Source organism: Dietzia sp. CQ4 (genome assembly GCF_014145125.1).
GTDB classification, from domain to species: Bacteria; Actinomycetota; Actinomycetes; order Mycobacteriales; family Mycobacteriaceae; genus Dietzia; species Dietzia natronolimnaea.
This window is the reverse complement of the sequence record NZ_JAALDZ010000363.1, coordinates 1-4,511: the sequence shown is the minus strand read 5'-3', so window position 1 is coordinate 4,511 and position 4,511 is coordinate 1. Positions and strand designations below refer to the sequence as shown.

Annotated in this window: 4 protein-coding genes and 1 pseudogene; 4 read left to right on the top strand and 1 reads right to left on the bottom strand. The window is 70.3% G+C overall.

The annotated features are described in order from the left end of the window. Positions 1–48 precede the first annotated feature (48 nt). On the bottom strand, positions 49–408 hold the full coding sequence (locus tag G6031_RS17025; RefSeq protein ID WP_182653906.1) for a DUF2631 domain-containing protein: 360 nt from the start codon (positions 406–408) through the stop codon (positions 49–51). A 164-nt stretch (positions 409–572) separates the two neighbouring features. Between G6031_RS17025 and dxr the strand changes: the two genes are divergently transcribed. The 4 genes and pseudogenes from dxr to G6031_RS17005 form a co-directional block, all read left to right on the top strand. Then, on the top strand, positions 573–1,736 hold the full coding sequence (gene dxr, locus G6031_RS17020) for a 1-deoxy-D-xylulose-5-phosphate reductoisomerase (protein ID WP_347238520.1): 1,164 nt from the start codon (positions 573–575) through the stop codon (positions 1,734–1,736). Positions 1,737–1,742: 6 nt separating this feature from the next. Next, a complete protein-coding gene (locus tag G6031_RS17015; protein WP_182653904.1) occupies positions 1,743–2,960 on the top strand; it encodes a M50 family metallopeptidase in 1,218 nt (405 codons plus the stop codon). Positions 2,961–3,096: 136 nt separating this feature from the next. Further along, on the top strand, positions 3,097–4,245 hold the full coding sequence (ispG, locus tag G6031_RS17010; protein ID WP_179525449.1) for a flavodoxin-dependent (E)-4-hydroxy-3-methylbut-2-enyl-diphosphate synthase: 1,149 nt from the start codon (positions 3,097–3,099) through the stop codon (positions 4,243–4,245). Positions 4,246–4,249: 4 nt separating this feature from the next. Next, positions 4,250–4,511, top strand: a pseudogene (locus G6031_RS17005) (DUF4081 domain-containing protein); the annotation flags it as partial.

Sequence of the window (4,511 nt, the reverse complement as noted above, 5' to 3'; positions counted from 1 at the left end):
CGCCGCCCGCGGATGTCGCGGGCGGCGGCCTTCGTCGTGCAGTGGCTCTCAGCGCTTGGCGGGAGCCGTCGCGACCGCGCCGGTCGCCGCGGCGCCGAACACCGAGTAGTGATCAGCGGGGACCTCGTAGATCCTGGCCTTCTTGGGGCTGTCGTCCTTCTTCGGTCGCAGCGACAGGAACATCCACACGGCGAGGAACACGGCGATGCTGACCAGCCAGATGTCCTCGACCCTGCCCACGTGGTTGCCGAACAGCATGGCCAGGAGGAACACCACGAAGAAGCCGCCCACGACGAGGCCGACCTTCCTGTTGTGCTGGTGCCAGCCCCACTGGACCGAGGGCTCGTCGAGGGAGCTGATGCCCCCCACGACGATTTCCTTGCTGGTGTGGTGCCCGTCCGCGCTCATGCTCCCCGGTTCTCCTCACGGCTCGCTGGCAGCCCCGCGGGCCGCCGACATCCCGCTCAGTCTGGCACACGCCCGGCCGGGGTCGACGGGTAACCCGCCGGTGTCACGCCCCCGACGCGTCACGCGATGCGGCGCCCGGCGCCCCGGACGTGGACAATGACGGTGTGACCACGCGCGTTCTCATCCTCGGAAGCACCGGCTCGATCGGTACCCAGGCACTGGAGGTGACCTCCGAGGCCGCCCCCGGCCGGTTCGAGGTCGTGGGCCTGGCCGCGGGCGGCGGTCGGGTGGACCTCCTCGGTGAGCAGATCGCGGCGACGGGAGCCGGCTATGTCGCCGTCTCGGATCCCGCCGGCGCCGCGCGGATCCGGTCGGAGTTCCCCGCGGTGACCGTCTTCGACGGGCCGGGTGGCGCGACCGAGTTGGTCGGGGCGGTGGAGGCGGACGTCGTCCTCAACGGCATCGACGGCTCGATCGGACTCGGTCCCACCCTCGCCGCGCTGGCGACCGGAGCCCGCCTGGCGTTGGCCAACAAGGAATCGCTCGTCGCCGGTGGTGCGCTGGTGACCGGCGCCGCCGCCCCGGGGCAACTGGTGCCCGTGGACTCCGAACACTCGGCCATGGCGCAGTGCCTGCGATCGGGCACCGCGGACGAGGTCGCCGGCCTCGTCCTGACCGCGTCCGGAGGTCCGTTCCGGGGCAGGACGCGCGCGCAGCTGGCGGACGTCACCGCGGAGCAGGCGTTGCGGCATCCCACGTGGGCGATGGGGCGGATGATCACACTGAACTCGGCCACCCTGGTCAACAAGGCGCTCGAGCTCATCGAGGCGCATCTGTTGTTCGGGGTGCCGTACGAGAAGATCGAGGTGACCGTCCACCCCCAGTCGGTGGTCCACTCGGCCGTGACCTTCGTCGACGGTGCCACCATCGCCAAGGCGTCTCCTCCGTCGATGAAGCTGCCTATCGCGCTGGCTCTCGGCTGGCCGGACCGGATCCCCGGGGCCACGACACCTCTCGACTTCTCCCGGTCCCACTCCTGGACGTTCGAGCCCGTGGACGAGCAGACGTTCCCGGCGATCTCCGTCGCCCGCGCGGCCGGATCGGCGGGAGGGCTGCGCACGGCGGTGTTCAACGCCGCGAACGAGGAGGCCGCGCCGGCCTTCCTCGACGGGAGGATCGGCTTCACCGAGATCGTCGACGTGGTGGCCGAGACGGTCGCGGCGGCGGACGAGTGGTCGTCCGATCCCCGCGACCTGGACGACGTGACGGCGGCGGAGTCGTGGGCACGGCGCCGTGCCGCCACGCTCGTCGCGAACCGGGAGGGCTGAGTCGTGATGGTGCTCGGGATCGTGCTCTTCGCACTCGGGATCATGGTGTCGATCGTGCTCCACGAGTACGGCCACATGCGGGTGGCGCAGTGGTCGGGCATGAAGGTCCGTCGGTTCTTCGTCGGCTTCGGTCCGACACTGTGGTCGGTGCGCCGCGGCGGGATCGAGTACGGACTCAAGGCGGTCCCGCTGGGTGGGTTCTGCGATATCGCGGGGATGACCGCGTACGACGAGTTGGCCCCGGAGGACGAGCCCAGGGCGATGTGGCGTCAGGCGTGGTGGAAACGGGTGGCGGTCCTGTTGGCGGGCCCGGCCATGAACATCGTCCTGGCCATCGCGCTCTTCTACACGGTCGCCGTGGGCTGGGGGCTGGTCAACCGTGACGTCCAACCGATCCCGACCGACCGGGTCGCGGCGGTGGTGGGCGACACCTGCGCCGGTGCGGACCGGTGTGGGGTCGGTGTCGGCCCGGCGGGTGAGGCCGGCATCCTCGCCGGCGACCGGATCACCTCCGTCGACGGCCTCCCTGTGGGCAGTTGGTCCGATCTGTCCGAGGTGGTCTCCGCGCGTCCCGGCCAGACGGTCCCCGTCACGCTCGACCGGGCGGGGGAGACCGTGACGACGACGGCGAGCCTGACCTCGTCCTCCGTCGCCGGTCAGGAGAGGGGTGCGCTGGGGGTGCGACTGTCCGAGGACGGCATCCCCCCGGAGATCCTCGACGACCCCGCCTACCAGACGGTCAACACCTACGACGCGCTCGGTGCGGTCCCGGCGACCTTCGTGTTCACCGGGGAGATGATCGAGGCCACGATCGAGGGACTCATCTCGTTCCCGTCCAAGATCCCGGCGGTGGCGGCGTCGATCTTCGGCGCCGAACGGGCCGATGACTCGCCGGTCTCCGTGGTGGGTGCGAGCCACATCGGTGGCCAGGCGGCCGAGCAGGGTGCGTGGTGGCTGTTCCTGCTCTTCCTCGCGGGGCTGAACCTGTTCCTCGGGGCGTTCAACCTCGTCCCGCTCACCCCGTTCGACGGCGGCCACATCGCGGTGGTGTTCTACGAGAAGATCCGCGACGCGCTACGGCGGCTCCGCGGGCTGGCACCGGGCGGGCCGGCGGACTACGAGAAACTCGCGCCGATCACCATCGGTGTGTTCGTCCTGTTGATGGGCGTGTCCGCGATCGTCATCACCGCGGACTTCGTCAACCCCATATTGCTGACGGGATGAGCGTCCGGACTCCCGATCTCGCCCCCGCGCCCCGGAACGCGGATAATGGCGGACGGGATCCGCGAGCACCCGGCTGGCGACCCCTACGGAAGGCCCTGTTGTGAACGACTCCTCCTCCATCCCCGTCGGACTGGGAATGCCAGACGGTCCACCGCCGGTCCTCGCGCCGCGCCGGAAGACGCGGCAGCTGTTCGTGGGCCAGGTCGGTGTGGGCAGCGATCATCCGGTGTCGGTCCAGTCCATGACCACCACCAAGACCCACGACGTCAACGCCACGCTCCAACAGATCGCCGAACTCACGGCGGCGGGCTGCGACATCGTCCGCGTGGCGTGCCCCCGTCAGGAGGACGCCGACGCCCTTGAGACCATCGCGCGCAAGTCGCCGATCCCCGTCATCGCGGACATCCACTTCCAGCCCAAGTACATCTTCGCGGCGATCGACGCCGGGTGCGCGGCGGTACGCGTCAACCCCGGCAACATCAAGGAGTTCGACGGACGGGTCGCCGAGGTGGCCAAGGCGGCCGGCGCGGCGGGGATCCCCATCCGGATCGGCGTCAACGCCGGGTCCCTCGATCCGCGTCTGCTCGCCAAGTACGGCAAGGCCACCCCGGAGGCGCTCGTGGAATCCGCGCTGTGGGAGGCCTCGCTGTTCGAGGAACACGGTTTCGGCGACATCAAGATCTCGGTCAAGCACAACGACCCCGTGATCATGGTGGAGGCCTACCGTCAGCTCGCGTCGAAGAGCGACTACCCGCTCCACCTCGGAGTCACCGAGGCCGGGCCCGCGTTCCAGGGCACCATCAAGTCCGCGGTCGCGTTCGGAGCCCTGCTGTCGGAGGGGATCGGCGACACCATCAGGGTCTCGCTCTCCGCGCCGCCGGTGGAGGAGATCAAGGTCGGTTCGCAGATCCTGCAGTCACTGGGTCTGCGCCCGCGCAAGCTCGAGATCGTCTCCTGCCCGTCGTGTGGTCGTGCCCAGGTGGACGTCTACAAGCTCGCCGACGAGGTCACCGCCGGCCTCGAGGGGATGAGCGTCCCCCTGCGCGTGGCCGTCATGGGGTGCGTGGTCAACGGACCCGGCGAGGCGCGCGAGGCCGATCTCGGCGTGGCCTCGGGCAACGGCAAGGGCCAGATCTTCGTCAAGGGCGAGGTCATCAAGACCGTGCCGGAGGCGATGATCGTCGAGACCCTCATCGAGGAGGCCATGCGGATCGCGGAGGAGATGGGCGAGCCCGTCGGCGAGGCCGCAGCGGGTCAGGGCCCCCAGGTCAAGGTCACGCGATAGGCCGATGACCGATACGGCTGCGCCGGAGGCAGCGACCGGCGGGTGCCGCGGGGTGGGCCCCGGGGAGGCCCGCGTGCTGCTCGGCGTCCTCGAATCCGACCCCCTGGTCTCGTGTCCCGCGGCGGAGAAGTTCGCCGCGTCCGGCGCGGTGCCCGGGCCGGAGGGGCGGTTCCTCACGCTGGGCGGCCCCGAGAGGTCGCTGGTGTTCGTGGGGAGTTCGGTGCTGCCACTCCGTGGTGACGCACATGATCACCACGAGCTCGGTC

Excerpts from the sequence above, each read along its gene's own strand:
- G6031_RS17015 (WP_182653904.1), top strand. The coding sequence starts at position 1,743 with ATGGTGCTCGGGATCGTGCTCTTCGCACTCGGGATCATGGTGTCGATC.
- ispG (WP_179525449.1), top strand. The coding sequence starts at position 3,097 with ATGCCAGACGGTCCACCGCCGGTCCTCGCGCCGCGCCGGAAGACGCGG.
- G6031_RS17025 (WP_182653906.1), bottom strand. The coding sequence starts at position 408 with ATGAGCGCGGACGGGCACCACACCAGCAAGGAAATCGTCGTGGGGGGC.